Source organism: Lishizhenia sp. (assembly GCF_033720595.1).
Taxonomy (GTDB): Bacteria; Bacteroidota; Bacteroidia; order Flavobacteriales_D; family Crocinitomicaceae; genus Lishizhenia.
Genome location: NZ_JAWWCF010000067.1, coordinates 1 through 14,049 on the forward strand (window position 1 = coordinate 1; position 14,049 = coordinate 14,049).

Consider the following 14,049-nt stretch of genomic DNA (forward strand, 5'->3'; position numbering starts at 1 on the left):
CCATCTTAACTGAAGCGATGTTCGATCTTCCATCGAAGAATGAATCTGAGTTTAAAGTAACGCTTGATTACGCGCAAAAACAATTTGCAAAATCTAAAATGGCCAAGCTCAAAGTAGCCTAAGCTAATTTTATAATCATATTGGAAGGACTGTCTGAAAAGATGGTCCTTTTTCTTTATACACCTATAGGTCTAGATTTCCAGAATCATCTTTTTTTGAATTTTAGTAGGCAAATGGCCGGGTCTTCCGCTAAAGTTTACGTGCACAAAGGTGTTTTTAAAGGCTTCTTCTTTTAGCTTCTTTAGTCGCTAAAAACACAGCTTAAAAACTACATTTCTGCCACGCAAAGCTATCACTCCACCCCCTGTTTGAAAACACTCCCTACTCGTGCTCTAACTCCAACTCACTCTAACTTACTCCACCAAGCCTTCAATCTCATCTTTTGCAACTACACCAAATCCCGAGTTTCTCCATTGCTTGTGCATCTCCCCATCTTTTACTAACACAAATGTAGGGTAGCTAGAGGTTATTCGACTATAAAATGAATAAGCCGATGTTGTATCCACGGTGTACATTCCCTCTGCAGCTTCTCGGTACAACTCTAAATCTGCAATATCATCAGACAACACAACTTGTCTTATAGCTAATTCTGGAGTCCTTTCTTTTAGCTGTTTCAAGGTACTTGTTGCTTCAAAACAGTACGGACAACCTGGAATGGATATCATCAATAACCCATTTTGAAAACCATCTATTGTTTTTTCTTTTTGCATTTCTACACCAGCACCGGAAATATCTCCGTCATAAATAGGATAGCTAATAAAATGGAAAACGGCCGCTGTAGTAGACAACAGAAAAAACAAAACGGGGAAAACAAATCGCTCTCCTTTTTTCTGAGTTCTGCGCATATCCGTTATATAGTAAATGGGTAAAATCCATAATAAAATATAAATCCACCACTTACTCAAAGTCCATGACCAATTAGAATCTAACAGATACGCGGAAATAGCCTCACTGTAAAACGCCAATAAAGCAACAGGAAGCAAAAGTATATACTTAAGAAATTTCATCAGTCTATGATTTCGATATTGAAGTCTGGAGTGAAGGCCAATTTACCATCAATTTTTTCTTCACTTCCCGGTTTTTGTAAACCTTTAATTTTTGTTGTCTTTCCTTTCTGAATCAAATCCACCACCTGTTTATTGGTCAACTTCTTATTTAAGAATTGGAATGGCAAAACAAATTTACACCCTGCCTTAAATTCAGCACAACCATAGGCTTTTTTACCCGTAAGTATGCTTCCCTTATTACACTTTGGGCATTTCAATTCTTCTATACTTACCTTTTTCTTTGGAGCAGCTTTTTTCTTAGACTTCTTCTTTTGTGCTGCCAACTCTTCATCTGTAAGTATGGTTATGGCCTGATCAGCTTTTCTAAACATTACCTCATTGGTAATCCCCACAACCATTTCAATCAACTCCTTTTTAAAGTCTTCAGAACTGTATTCTCCTTTCTCAATCAAACGCAATTTCTTCTCCCAGTCACCGGTAAGTTCAGGAGATTTTAAAGTTTCATTGTGTATGGTATTGATCAGGTCTATCCCTGTTTGCGTGGCTACAATATTCTTTCGCTGACGCGCAATGTATCTTCTTCTAAAAAGTGTTTCTATAATGTTGGCACGTGTAGATGGTCTACCTATACCATTGTCCTTCATCAGTTCTCGGGCCTCTTCATCGTCTACATTCTTACCTGCCGTTTCCATAGAACGCAGTAAGGTTGCTTCCGTATAGTACTTGGGCGGTGAGGTTTGCTTTTGATCAACCCTAGGTTCATGCGGACCACTTTCACCTTCCTCAAAAACTGGCATTAGGTTCTCATCATCCTTTTTCTTGGCTTTATCGCCAGCATAGACTACTCTCCAACCCGGTTTAAGAATCTGTTTACCCGTTGTTTTAAACTCCAGTTTTAACACTTCTCCCAACACTGTAGTGTTACTCACAATACAGTCAGGATAGAACACGCTAATAAAGCGTTTAGCTACCAAATCGTATATTTTTCCTTCTTCGGGCGACACACCACTTGGCACCACTCCAGTAGGAATAATAGCGTGGTGATCTGTTACTTTCTTATCGTTAAAAACATTCTTCGATTTTGGAATCGGTTTTTCCAATAAAGGCCCTGTTAGTTTTGAGTAATACTCCATTTTCTGCAGTATCCCCGGAACTTTAGGATGTATATCTTCAGAAAGGTAAGTTGTATCAACCCTTGGATAGGTTACAAACTTCTTTTCGTAAAGTCCTTGAATATATTTCAGCGTTAGATCTGCAGAATAACCAAACTTTTTGTTGGCTTCTACCTGCAGAGCTGTTAAGTCAAACAATTTGGGCGGAGATTCTTTTCCTTCCTTTTGTTCGAAACTTGTTATGGTAAATTCGGCTTCTTTAATCTTTTCTAAAGCATAATTGGCCTTTTCTACCTTTTGTATTTTACCCAAAACACTGTTGAACTCCGTATCTCTATATACTGTTCTTAATTCCCAGTAGTCTTGCGGTTTAAAATTTTGTATCTCTAGTGTGCGATCTACAATCATTGCCAAAGTTGGGGTTTGCACCCTACCAATAGACAACACTTGTTTTTGTTGACCGTATTTCAACGTGAACAAACGCGTAGAATTAATACCCAACAACCAATCTCCTATTGCTCGTGAAGAACCTGCAGCATACAGATTGTTGTAATCATTAGCGTCTTTTAACTTCTCAAAACCTTCTTTAATCGCCTCTTCGGTCAAAGAAGAAATCCACAAACGCTTTACGGGAACCTTACATTTTGCTAAATGCAATACCCAACGTTGTATCACCTCTCCCTCCTGGCCGGCATCACCACAGTTTATAACTTCATCACAATTTTGTACGAGTCTCGAGATTATGGAGAATTGTTTCTTTACTCCACTATCTTCCATCACTTTGATACCAAAACGAGATGGAACCATGGGTAAATCCATGATGTTCCACCAACGCCAACGCTCTACATAGTCGCGCGGTTCTTTTAGCGTACACAAATGCCCAAAGGTCCAGGTTACTTGATAACCATTTCCTTCGTAATAACCGTCATTACGCTTTTTAGCGCCTAAAATTTCGGCTATATCTTTTGCTACACTAGGTTTCTCCGCTATGCAAACTTTCATAGAGTACGTTAAGCTTAGGCTTTGGTATATTTTCTAACTACAAAATCGTAAATATCTTTCTCATCTTTTTGATGGGTCATGATTACTTCATCCTTCCATTGAGAATAATCTACTTCTGGAAAGAAAGCATGAGCATCAAAACTTTCAGCGATGTTGGTGATGTACATTTCATCTACCACATCTTTTTCTAAGGCCAACTTATAAATTTCAGCTCCACCTATAACAAAGAAAACCCTATCGTCATTCAATGCTTTGTAATGTGCAATAGCATCTTCCAAAGTATTAAAAACCGTTGCTCCTTCAAGTTCTAATCCTTTTGTACGGGTCAAAACAGCATTTTCTCTACCGGGTAAAGGACGATATTTTTCAGGTATTGAATCCCAGTTCTTTCTACCCATCAAAACTACTTGACCTTTGGTTGAATCTTTAAAAAACTGCATGTCTTTGGGAAGGTGCCAAATCAGATCATTGTCTTTTCCAATTTCTCTGTTTTCGCCCATCGCTACGATAAGTGCTATCTTCATAAATCAGGTATTATACTGCTACAGGAGCTTTAATGTGTGGATGTGGTTCGTAATTTAACAATTCAAAATCTTCGAATTTGAAAGAGAAAATGTCTTTCACATCAGGATTTATTTTCATTGTCGGTAAAGGCCTAAAGTCTCTTGACAATTGCAACTCCGTTTGCTCGAAGTGATTTGAATACAAGTGAGCATCACCAAAAGTGTGAATAAACTCTCCTGCTTCTAACCCACAAACTTGTGCTAACATCATTGTAAACAAGGCATAACTCGCAATATTAAAAGGTACTCCTAAAAATACATCTGCAGAACGTTGATACAACTGACAGCTCAATTTACCATCTGCTACATAAAATTGGAACAAACAATGACAAGGAGGTAAAGCCATGTTTTCAACATCAGCTACATTCCATGCACTTACCAATAAACGTCTAGAGTTAGGATTGTTTTTAATTTGATCGACCAATTGTGTGATTTGATCTATTGTCTCACCATTCTTTCCTGGCCAAGACCTCCATTGATGACCGTATACCGGACCTAAATCACCATTTTCATCCGCCCATTCATCCCAAATAGATACACCATTGTCTTTCAGGTATTTGATATTTGTATCACCTGAAATAAACCACAACAATTCATGAATAATAGAACGAAGGTGTAATTTCTTCGTAGTTACACATGGGAAACCTTCTGATAAATCAAATCTCATTTGGTAACCAAAAACTGAACGTGTTCCGGTTCCAGTTCTATCTCCTTTATCGGTTCCGTTTTCTAAAATATGCTGAAGTAAATCGTGATATTGCTGCATCTCTTTCTGTATTAAGCTATTGCCCATCCACCAAGAATTTGGGGATATAAATCGGCGTAAATCCGGTTTAAAAATAGTGAAAATAGCCGTTCAAATTTTGAGTGAATATGAACAGGAAAAGACAGTTTTCAACAATCCACGCTCTCTTTTTAAAAACGAAAAAGTACTAAAACCTTAATTGAAATATCATGATAGCTTCTATCTATGGTGATAAGGTTCATTCCTCAAGATAGTCATAGCCCTGTAGACCTGCTCCAAAAAGAACATGCGCACCATTTGGTGTGAAAAAGTCATTTTACTCAAGGAGATTTTACCATTTGCTTTGGCATACATATCTGATGAAAAACCATAAGGCCCACCTATTACAAAAACTAAACCGTGTCCACCTTGATTAAATTTCTGCTGCAAGAAATCTGCATATTGTTCTGAGCTAAAAGTTTTACCTCCTTCATCCAACAAGAAAATTGTTTCGCCCGGATTGATTTTGGAAAGGATCATCTCCCCTTCGGCCTGCTTAATCTGATCTTCTGTAAGTTTCTTTGCATTTTTTACATCCGGCAACTCAATGCGCTCAACAGGTAGATAATGTTTCAAACGTTTTAAATATTCGTTTTCTCCCTCTACTAAAAACGACTTTGAAGTTTTACCTACACAGATTAATTTTATTTTCATCGAACTTTGTATTTATTGAACAAAAGTAACATCTTTGAAAAACTTTACGACCTTATTACTATGGGCATAATTATTGCAATTCTGCAATAAAACGAGACGGAGAGAATGAAGTTATTACTTACTGTATTAACCACAATTATTTTAAGTGCAGGCATTACGGGAGATATCCCCTATGATGTTCTTGCGAAAAATTTTAGCTCTCAACAAGCCGGTGAAATCATAAAATTAGGGAAAGAAAAAATTGCCATAACCGTAAATGGAAAGACTGGAGTATATAGTCACCAACAAGGCGAACTCGTACTCAACAATTTCTTTAAGGCGCACCCTGCAAAATCATTCAAGTTTATTTTCAAGGGCAAGAAGCACGGCAACAGCTCTTATGCTATCGGCACCTATGTCTCAGATAAAAGCAGCTACAGAATCACCCTTCAATTCAAATTGAATTCACAGAAGACCTATCTCATTGAACGATTAACGATAGAGAAGGAATAGGAAGAGTTGAAGGAGTTTGACTCTTTTTTTTCTGATTCATACTTTGATTAGTCGCATGTTTGCCAATAAGTAAACTAAGCGCTACAAAAGGCTTTCTGAAAAAAAACCACCTTAATCTCCCTACTATTTTACCTAACAAATATCCAATCCATCGAAAAAGACCTACAAAATCCAAGTCTCATACATTAGAAACCTATCCACAACACCTACAAACAAAGAGATTATAGCTTTGGCAAACATGCGACTAATCAATAGTACCACAACATTCACCTACTCAAAATCCCAAGTACAAAAAAGTCCGTACACTAAAAGCATACGGACTTTAATATTTTCAACAAAGACTTGATTAAGCCTCAGCTCCTTCAAATGGAACTATAGATACGTAAGATCTATTGTTTTTCTTTTTTCTAAATTCAACTACACCGTCAACTAACGCGTATAATGTATGGTCTTTACCAATACCTACGTTGTTACCAGGGTGGTGCGCTGTTCCTCTTTGACGAACGATGATGTTACCAGCGATTGCTGCTTGTCCTCCAAAAATCTTAACTCCTAATCGTTTCGATTCTGATTCTCTACCGTTCTTCGAACTACCGACTCCTTTTTTATGTGCCATCTTTTTAAGTTTTTATTTCCGACCTGCGGAATTTATTTCTTACTAAGCTTTAATATCTGTAATAGTGATCGCAGTTAAATACTGACGATGACCATTTTTCTTTTTGTAACCTTTTCTTCTTTTCTTTTTGAAGACGATTACTTTATCTCCTTTCAAGTGCTCTTCAACTTTCGCTGAAACTTTTGCACCTTCTATAGCTGGGGCGCCAATGTTTACAGTTCCTTTGTCGTCTGTTAACAAAACTCTGTCAAACTCTACAGTTGAACCTTCTTCTGCTTGCAAACGGTGAACATAAACCTTTTGGTCTTTTTGCACCTTAAACTGCTGCCCTGCTATCTCTACAATTGCGTACATAGCTTAATTATTAAATTAATTTCAAAAATCGAGCTGCAAAGATAGGAATTTAAATTCAACCATCAAACTCTTTTTACAGCAATTTTATTGGCTATATAGACACCTGTTAAAATAACTGTCATAGCCAAGACTTGATAAATGGTAATTCTTTCTCCATCAAGCATACCAAACAACACCGCTACCATTGGAATAAAGTAAGTTACACTACTTGCAAACAAAGCTGTGGAGTTGGCTATCAATTGGTTAAAAATAATTACTGCCAAGGCTGTTCCAACCAAAGATAATATCGAAATATATCCTAATCCACTTAAAGCATGAGGGTTATTAATTATTGTATCTTGAACACCATAATACCACCCTAAAATCAAGGCTGGTAACAAAGTAAATAAGAATGCCATACTGGTAATGGCAAATGGCTTCATTCCCTGTAGATTGTTTTTAATTGTGTTTACCGAGGTAGCATAACACAAAGTCGCTAAAACGATAGCCATAATGTGCCACCAAGATCCGGAACTACTTAAATCGGCTCCCGCCATCATTAACCAAACAATCCCAATGGCTCCAATTACAACTCCAACCACTTGAAGTCGGTTTAAACGTTGTTGGAATACTATCATACCTATCAATAAGGTGAAAATTGGAGTAAAACTATTCAACATCCCTGCGTAACCTGATGAAAGTTCCGTTTCTGCATACGTAAACATAAATGCTGGAATAAAGTTCCCTAAAAACCCTACTATCATAATGCTTAGTACGGTTTTTAAATTCTTTATCTTCGATAAATGTTGAATTGCAAACGGACCTAAAGCAAGTCCTGCCAGAGCCATGCGAAGTGCTCCTACCTGTGTATTGGAAAAAATCTCATCACCGGATGCTTTGTCTATCATTCCTCTTTTCATAAGAATAAAGGATGAACCCCAAACGCAAGCCAGAAATAAAAGAGTTAACCAGTTTTTTGTTTCTTTTTGCATGGCGCAAAGATAGTCCAACTATCTAGATAGAAGAAAAGCTTTTCTATCACTTCTAGGATTGCTACAAAATATTCTCACATTTTAATTTTTCGAAATAGAAATCCCACAGAAACAAACTAGTTTAAATAACAAATCATTTGTATATTTGTTGAAAATAAAACAAAAATGAAACCCTTCACTATCATCGCTTTACTCGGAATATTCTCCTTAAGTGCTTGTAACGAAACAAGTCCTGAGGCCGAAACTTCCGTTAATTCTGAAGTAATTGAAGAGGAAAAAGTTCATGACCCATCTCTTGTAAATGCCAACGCCAGCATTGATGTTGAGGTAGAGGGTATGATGTGTGTAATGGGATGTGGTTCTGAAATTAGAAAACACCTTTATGCAACACAAGCGGTAAAAAGTGTAAGCTTCGACTTTTTAGAGGGCCGCAAAGCAAATACTGCCACGATACAATATGATGACAGTTCTATCTCTGCTAGTGATTTAATCTCTGCAATTGAAGATATAGAAAGCTCAGATTTCAAAGCAAAAGTTAAAGAAGAGGAAGAATCGCAGACGAACACTTCAGAAGATTTCGAAGGAGAGGAAGAGGAAAGCAGTATTTTAAAAGTAAAAACCAAAAATATCTCCCTCCCTAATCTTACGGAAATTTTGCACCATTTATTCTTCTAAACAACAGAGGGAATTTAATCAAACAATTCTTTCCTTTCTCCACTAATCTTTCTACATTCATCTCATGATTGAGGTGATAAATCCATACACGAAAGAAAAAATAAAAACACTCGCCCTGCACACAGACGCAGAGGTAGAACAAAAAATCTTACAAGCTCAAAAGGTAAAATCGGCATTGAAGGCTTTTACCCCCTTTGAACGTTCGCAAGCGCTCCATTTTATTGCTCAGGAAATCGAAAAGAGAAAAGATGCGTTTACCGAACTTATAATTCAAGAGGCAGGGAAACCTCGAATCTATGCCGCCGGAGAAGTTGAAAGAGCCATCCAAACCTTCACCATTGCAGCAGAGGAAGCTCTACGCCCACCCCAGGAATTAATGGAATTGGGGCGATCTCTTAAAACAGCTCGTAAAATTGGTGAAATTCGCTACTTTTCTTCTGGAGTTGTATTTGGAATCTCCCCCTTTAATTTCCCTTTAAACCTAGCAGTACACAAAGTAGCTCCTGCAATTGCTACGGGATCCCCAATACTCTTAAAACCATCTTCAAAAACTCCTTTAACGGCAGAACTTTTATTAGAAGTTATTAACGCGAGTAAACTGCCTAAACACAGTGTGCAATTGGTACATTGTTCTCGCGAAAAAGGAAATGAATTAGTGGCCGATGATCGCATTGCCGTGCTTTCATTTACAGGCTCTCCGGCGGTAGGTTGGAAAATGAAACAACAAGCTGGAAAGAAAAAAGTTGTGCTTGAATTAGGAGGAAATGCAGCAGCTATAGTTTGCAAAGATGCCGATATAGAACAAGCTGTGAACAAACTTTTAGTGGGAGCTTGGGCCTATGCAGGTCAGGTTTGTATCCACACGCAGCGCATATATGTGGCAGAAGAAATTCACGAGAAATTCTTGGAACATTTTAAAACAGAAACCCAAAAATTAATCATGGGAAATCCTGCTGATGACAAAACCAACTTTGCTTGCATGATAGATGACAGTAATACACAACGCGTATTATCTTGGATAGAAGAAGCAGAGAACAAAGGTGCTCAACTAGAATTTGGAGGAAAAGTGGAAGACAATATTCTTTTACCTACACTACTCTCTTCTACTGCGAAAGGTATGAAAGTAAGAGACGAAGAGGTTTTTGGTCCTGTTGTATGCATCGAATCCTTTCAAGAATTAAGTGCAGCAATTGAAGAAGTTAATGATAGTAAATGGGGACTTCAAGCTGCAATTTTTACAGATTCTATTTCAAATTTAAATCAAGCATTTAATGACCTCGAAGTTGGAGGAGTAATCCATAACGAAGCCACAACCTTTAGGGTAGATAACATGCCTTATGGAGGTATAAAAGAATCTGGTTTTGGTAGAGAGGGTGTGGCTTATGCCATGCACGATTACTTAGAAGCAAAAATCCTTGTTAAGAACAAATAATTATTTTTCGGGAAGGTAGATAACATCTCCATTGATATGCAGATAACCTACCTTTCCGTCTTTTACAACTTGTACTACCTCATCACTCACCTTGGTAATTAAATCGTATATCGGAGGTATAACTTCTACGCCCTGAGCATTCACCATACCTACTTTTGCACGCTCTAAAGTTTGGAAATACTTTCCGCCACAATTGCTCAACTCTCTGTACCCCGGAAAAGACTGTAGTTCTCCACTCTTGTCAATAAGCGTCCATCCCCCCTCTAGTTTCACCGCTGCGTAGCCATTCACAAAAGGCTTGGCCTCCTCAAACAAGTAATAGAACTGTTTCTTTAATTCGGTATCTATGTAAAAATAAGCTTGATCTTTTACAATCAACAAAAAGCCCAAAGAACAGAAGTTTCCTTCCACGTCATCACACAAAAAAGATAGGTCTTCAAATGGATTATAAACATTTACCTTATAATCTTGCTTTCTCACCCTCATCTTCAAAAACCCATTGCCCAAGTATTCACATGAGTAATTCTCCTCCATGATTACAATTTCATTCTCCTTACTGATCATTGCAATACATTCCCTCATCCCCCTTTGCATAAGCAAACGGACTCCATCCTTTTCCTCTTCAATGTAATCAAACGCCTCTACAACTTCAATCAATTCATCACCCTTAAAAATTTGAACACTGTCCATTTCCCACAGAAAAATCAAACCGCCACTAAGCGCTATACGACCTGCTTTGAATTTTGACTTTTTCTTCGATGCATGACTCTCGTAGTAAACAGATCTCTCTCCCTTCGTCACTATAAAACCATCTCCAGCTTGATCCAATTTCACCTTTTTATGTAAAGGATAACTTTCCAGGAGTTCAAAATCCTTAGAATATAACATTTGCTCCATCCCCGTTTCAATTAAAAAATAACGAGCATTACGCTGTACTTCTCTTACATTAAAGGGGGTTAAAGTATCACCATCTATATGTATCACCGCCATTTTACTCCCTTTCTTGGTTAAGTAATAACTTTCACTTAGCCAAGATTCTGGCTCTGGCATTTCAATGGCTAGCTCTTCACCATTACTCGTGTATAGGTACATGCGTCTTCTCTTACGGAAATAATATTCATCGTAAGGTGTAAACTTCAAATACTTGGTTCCTTCATACAACACCTTCCCTTGCTGATTGATCAAAATTTTATTTCTACCACTATTCATCAATAAATAGTTAGGATTAAACTTACTCGGTGTAAAATTGACATAGGGCAGTTGAGTAAGCTTTGCATCGTAAACTACACTTTCTTTTAAAAATTGATAGACTTTAAACATGGTATCTCCAAACTCCTTCATGCGCGAAATATTAGAATATTCCAAAGGCGTTATAATAGAGTCTTTCTGAATGATTCCGTAATTGCCGTTACGCGCAACAATAGCTTTTCCCTTTGTAAACGGTTGAGCATATGTAAAGGGGTCTGAAAAAACAGCATCACCTTGGGCATTGTAGAAATTGAAGTTTTTCTTCACCTCAACATGGTTTCTGCGTTCCATAAACGCAACATCTTTGATCAAGTCACTTAATCGATCTGTAAAACCATAACCACAGGTATAGTACCTCCAGAATCTACTATCACCATTAAAGGCATTCAATAAAACACCTTCAGGATCCGTCATTTTCACCCCTAACCTATATGGAGCATCTGATTGTAATATGGAAAAATAATCCTGACCATTATCGCTTTTGATAATGCTATAGTTCTCAGGTGTATTGATACGTAAAAACTGTTCCTTCTTATCCCTATAAATCCGTGTAGTGTTGGCATTAAAAACGAACCCTTTATAATCTTCATGATTAATAATGATACTGACTCTTTTATTTTTAGAATAAGAAAAAGGCAAACTATCGTAAGCTCGTGGTTGTGCAAACTGCGGAGCTACCAAAATCGAATCTTGTTGTTTCACTCCCCATTTCACACTATGTATATATACACTATCTGTAGCGGTAATTAAGGATGAATCTAGCGGTTTAAAAACTGTATCACTAAACCACAAAGGTGGAATTTCTAGTTGTGGTTTAAAACTAATATCCATTTCACGTTGATTGGAACCATAACCGTAAACCCTTACTACATTTTCAAACGTTTTAGAACCTATTATTTTATTATCCTGCACATAATATTGCGTCATCCCCTTACCTGAGTACGCCTTAATGAGTGGTAGATTAATTTTAAATTCCTCAAAGGATTTCCCAAGTAAATCTTTTCCATATTTCGTATACAAACGCACCCTACCCTGCAAAAAAGTCTGAAATAATTCATGCTCTTCTAAATAAGTTACACCTTCATAACGAGTGGTCAAAACAGGTCTATATAAACTATCTACAACTCCGTAAAAAGCTTTATTTCTAATTAAGATAAAACCACCTCTCATCGGGAAAAATCCATCCCCCTCTAATTCGCTTATCGTTCTCACCCCATCAGTAATGTTCATCTTTCCATCCTTTACCAGGACATAATTACTTTTATGAAAAGATATATCATCCACCAACTGCCATATACTATCATTTGTATGTTTTACATAGGTAACACTATCTTCAAACCTCAAGATTTCTAGATCAAAAACTTCGGATGTATTATAATCCATCTCCTTTTGTAAAAATCTATTGAGATAGGCGTCAAAGTATAGGTTATAGCCCTTATCCCCGAAGGCAAAAACGATGAAGTTCGGCAACACTTTTTTTACGGTTGGTACTACAGATAGCTCTTTATACAAAAGCGTTTGGGTATTGAACAGAAGAGTTTGGTTCTTACTTCTAAATACAAACCAATTCTCTCCAATTACAGAAGACTGCTCTATACCTGCAAATAGTATTTGTTGATTAGACAGTTGATATAAAGATTCTTCTCCCTGTTTAAACAAGCGAACTACATCCTTACCAAGGATTTCAATCTTATCATAAATCGGTGGAAGTAATTCTTGGTTTTTAAGGTTTACCAAAGCGCATAAATCTCCCTCTCCTTTCGCTACGGCCATGCCATATTTAAATACAGACAATCCTCGATATTGCGGAGCCACAACAATTTCGCCTTTGGCATTAATCACTCCCCATCTTCCATTTTTCAAAATTGGAAATTGACCGAATGCCAAACCACTAAGTAACAATATGGATAAAAAAATCAATCTCATTTAAATGTAATCTTGCATGATTTTCTCCAAGTCTCTATTGCTTTTAAACTTACCTTTTAATGATGTAAACGCAGGTAATTCACTGATTTCACCCTTTCTAAAAGCAGCTAAATCCTTAGCTCCGATAATACTTACATCCCCATATTTTGAAATTGCCATTAACAGCATTTTCGAATCTAAATACAGCGGCAAACTCGTTTTATTCGAAGCTTGTCTTTCGAATACTGCATTGCGATCGTAAACCAATAATTTCACACGATAGTCTTGTGGAGCATATTGAGGAAAGGCCAAAGTAGATACGCTCGCAAAATACTCCGGTACTTTTATAATTTTATCCCAATTGTAAGTTCCAAATCTATTGATACTCGCACCTCTAAAGGTTTTACTCTTGGTTTTATACGCATACAAAAGATTCGTATTCACACCTTCTTCTGCCTCCATTTCCGAAAGAAATACTGGGGCTACCTTCACTTTCTTATATTTAGGATGGTTGGTGTGAATATAATAATCCCCTGCTTCTTCCTCCACATATTTTGGTCGAATCAATTCCGCTTCTAAGGGATTAATTTCATCCAACACCTTCCAAGCGATAACGAGTTGATTGTTCAAACTCTCTATATGACTATACTCCATTTCTAATCCAACATCCAACACTAGATTGTCTTCCTTGGGTTGCGCTTTTGAGCTATCACTTTTTAGGTATTCCCAATTTTCGGTCTCTTCATTTAAAGCATAGAAATTATAGCATTTCGTATCTTGATAGTTGGCCAAATCCACCTCTATTTCTGCTCCCTCTTTAATGTTTAGTTCATTATTATTTTGAGTTGCACCAATTGTAAACATACCTGCAGACTGAAAGTCATAACTCACTCCTGCGCTATCATATTTCATCGGCAAACCAGATACTAAAATATCTACTAAAGAATGGTACTCTTTAAAACTCAATTGAACCTCTCCTTTGATTACTTCTCCTTGCTCATTCACGAGACTATTTGGAGAGATGCGGATTCGACCACCGTTTTCAAGCGTAATTTCTGCACCATTTTCATTAAGAAAATCAAAGCTTTCAGCGGGAATATCTTTAATTTCAAATTCTGAATAACTGAGTGGTCCTGCAGGTTCAACTGCGGTTTCTGTAGCTTGTTCTTGTGTC

At 37.2% G+C, this 14,049-nt stretch carries 13 protein-coding genes; 3 read left to right on the forward strand and 10 right to left on the reverse strand.

Annotated features, from left to right (window positions below; translation table 11 throughout):
* Positions 1-413: 413 nt before the first annotated feature.
* The 5 genes from R3333_RS06590 to rlmH form a co-directional block, all read right to left on the reverse strand.
* Positions 414-1,067 (reverse strand): hypothetical protein, encoded by a 654-nt coding sequence (locus tag R3333_RS06590; RefSeq protein ID WP_318957996.1) that lies wholly within the window; start codon positions 1,065-1,067, stop codon positions 414-416.
* Positions 1,067-3,181 carry a DNA topoisomerase 3 gene (locus R3333_RS06595; RefSeq protein ID WP_318957997.1) on the reverse strand — a complete coding sequence of 705 codons (2,115 nt, stop codon included), beginning with the start codon at positions 3,179-3,181 and terminating at the stop codon, positions 1,067-1,069. The genes R3333_RS06590 and R3333_RS06595 overlap by 1 nt, the downstream gene beginning before the upstream one ends.
* Before the next feature lie 14 nt (positions 3,182-3,195).
* On the reverse strand, positions 3,196-3,705 hold the full coding sequence (locus R3333_RS06600) for a dihydrofolate reductase (RefSeq protein WP_318957998.1): 510 nt from the start codon (positions 3,703-3,705) through the stop codon (positions 3,196-3,198).
* A 10-nt stretch (positions 3,706-3,715) separates the two neighbouring features.
* Entirely contained in the window at positions 3,716-4,510 is a 795-nt protein-coding gene (locus tag R3333_RS06605; RefSeq protein WP_318958006.1) for a thymidylate synthase, read from the reverse strand.
* A gap of 198 nt (positions 4,511-4,708) precedes the next feature.
* Positions 4,709-5,182 (reverse strand): 23S rRNA (pseudouridine(1915)-N(3))-methyltransferase RlmH, encoded by a 474-nt coding sequence (gene rlmH, locus R3333_RS06610; protein ID WP_318957999.1) that lies wholly within the window; start codon positions 5,180-5,182, stop codon positions 4,709-4,711.
* A gap of 105 nt (positions 5,183-5,287) precedes the next feature.
* Here rlmH and R3333_RS06615 point away from each other — a divergent pair, with 105 nt between their 5' ends.
* Positions 5,288-5,674: a DUF4783 domain-containing protein gene (locus R3333_RS06615; RefSeq protein WP_318958000.1), complete on the forward strand. Its 387-nt coding sequence runs from the start codon at positions 5,288-5,290 to the stop codon at positions 5,672-5,674.
* A gap of 346 nt (positions 5,675-6,020) precedes the next feature.
* Here R3333_RS06615 and rpmA read toward each other — a convergent pair whose 3' ends face one another.
* The 3 genes from rpmA to R3333_RS06630 all read right to left on the reverse strand — a co-directional run bounded on the left by rpmA (position 6,021) and on the right by R3333_RS06630 (position 7,615).
* The gene (gene rpmA / locus R3333_RS06620; protein ID WP_090252556.1) at positions 6,021-6,290 is read right to left on the reverse strand and encodes a 50S ribosomal protein L27; all 270 of its coding nucleotides are present in this window, start codon (positions 6,288-6,290) and stop codon (positions 6,021-6,023) included.
* 42 nt (positions 6,291-6,332) lie between these two features.
* A complete protein-coding gene (rplU, locus tag R3333_RS06625; RefSeq protein ID WP_413468675.1) occupies positions 6,333-6,644 on the reverse strand; it encodes a 50S ribosomal protein L21 in 312 nt (103 codons plus the stop codon).
* A gap of 62 nt (positions 6,645-6,706) precedes the next feature.
* The gene (locus tag R3333_RS06630) at positions 6,707-7,615 is read right to left on the reverse strand and encodes a DMT family transporter (RefSeq protein ID WP_318958001.1); all 909 of its coding nucleotides are present in this window, start codon (positions 7,613-7,615) and stop codon (positions 6,707-6,709) included.
* A gap of 165 nt (positions 7,616-7,780) precedes the next feature.
* Between R3333_RS06630 and R3333_RS06635 the strand changes: the two genes are divergently transcribed.
* Complete coding sequence (locus R3333_RS06635) at positions 7,781-8,290, forward strand: heavy-metal-associated domain-containing protein (RefSeq protein ID WP_318958002.1); 510 nt, start codon at positions 7,781-7,783, stop codon at positions 8,288-8,290.
* 64 nt (positions 8,291-8,354) lie between these two features.
* A complete protein-coding gene (locus tag R3333_RS06640; protein WP_318958003.1) occupies positions 8,355-9,722 on the forward strand; it encodes an aldehyde dehydrogenase family protein in 1,368 nt (455 codons plus the stop codon).
* Here R3333_RS06640 and R3333_RS06645 read toward each other — a convergent pair whose 3' ends face one another.
* Positions 9,723-12,896 carry a WG repeat-containing protein gene (locus R3333_RS06645; protein WP_318958004.1) on the reverse strand — a complete coding sequence of 1,058 codons (3,174 nt, stop codon included), beginning with the start codon at positions 12,894-12,896 and terminating at the stop codon, positions 9,723-9,725.
* Positions 12,897-14,049: hypothetical protein (locus R3333_RS06650; protein WP_318958005.1), on the reverse strand; the 1,153-nt coding region annotated here is incomplete at its 5' end. It lies immediately after the preceding gene.

Bases quoted from the DNA above. Each gene is read 5' to 3' on its own strand.
- rlmH (WP_318957999.1), bottom strand. From the start codon at position 5,182: ATGAAAATAAAATTAATCTGTGTAGGTAAAACTTCAAAGTCGTTTTTA.
- R3333_RS06630 (WP_318958001.1), bottom strand. From the start codon at position 7,615: ATGCAAAAAGAAACAAAAAACTGGTTAACTCTTTTATTTCTGGCTTGC.
- rplU (WP_413468675.1), bottom strand. From the start codon at position 6,644: ATGTACGCAATTGTAGAGATAGCAGGGCAGCAGTTTAAGGTGCAAAAA.
- R3333_RS06600 (WP_318957998.1), bottom strand. From the start codon at position 3,705: ATGAAGATAGCACTTATCGTAGCGATGGGCGAAAACAGAGAAATTGGA.
- R3333_RS06590 (WP_318957996.1), bottom strand. From the start codon at position 1,067: ATGAAATTTCTTAAGTATATACTTTTGCTTCCTGTTGCTTTATTGGCG.
- R3333_RS06640 (WP_318958003.1), top strand. From the start codon at position 8,355: ATGATTGAGGTGATAAATCCATACACGAAAGAAAAAATAAAAACACTC.
- R3333_RS06645 (WP_318958004.1), bottom strand. From the start codon at position 12,896: ATGAGATTGATTTTTTTATCCATATTGTTACTTAGTGGTTTGGCATTC.
- rpmA (WP_090252556.1), bottom strand. From the start codon at position 6,290: ATGGCACATAAAAAAGGAGTCGGTAGTTCGAAGAACGGTAGAGAATCA.
- R3333_RS06615 (WP_318958000.1), top strand. From the start codon at position 5,288: ATGAAGTTATTACTTACTGTATTAACCACAATTATTTTAAGTGCAGGC.
- R3333_RS06605 (WP_318958006.1), bottom strand. From the start codon at position 4,510: ATGCAGCAATATCACGATTTACTTCAGCATATTTTAGAAAACGGAACC.
- R3333_RS06635 (WP_318958002.1), top strand. From the start codon at position 7,781: ATGAAACCCTTCACTATCATCGCTTTACTCGGAATATTCTCCTTAAGT.
- R3333_RS06595 (WP_318957997.1), bottom strand. From the start codon at position 3,181: ATGAAAGTTTGCATAGCGGAGAAACCTAGTGTAGCAAAAGATATAGCC.